This window comes from Photorhabdus viridis, from assembly GCF_040256935.1.
Classification (GTDB): Bacteria; Pseudomonadota; Gammaproteobacteria; order Enterobacterales; family Enterobacteriaceae; genus Photorhabdus; species Photorhabdus viridis.
The window spans coordinates 1-223 of the sequence record NZ_JBEJZY010000541.1; the positions used below are offsets into that span (position 1 = coordinate 1).

The 223-nt window shown below is 55.6% G+C and carries 1 protein-coding gene; it reads right to left on the minus strand.

Annotated features, from left to right (window positions below; all coding sequences use genetic code 11):
* Nucleotides 1–223 (minus strand): contractile injection system protein, VgrG/Pvc8 family (locus tag ABR397_RS24460; RefSeq protein WP_350307940.1); only part of this gene is annotated, 223 nt, incomplete at both ends.

Consider the following 223-nt stretch of genomic DNA (forward strand, 5'->3'; position numbering starts at 1 on the left):
GTCATCTTCGCCGTATTGCATCACCTGATCCCGCTTCGGGCCGGGGTACGCCAGGGTGAATAAGAAATCCTGACCGCGAAAACCGTGACGTTCACGCAGGATTTTTTCCACAATTTCCGGTACCGACATTTTCTGATAAATGGCAAATTGGCGGCTTCTCGACAGCAACGCCAGCCGGGGCTCCAGGGTCACCGCGTAATGGCTTTCATCCCGCGAGGTGGAC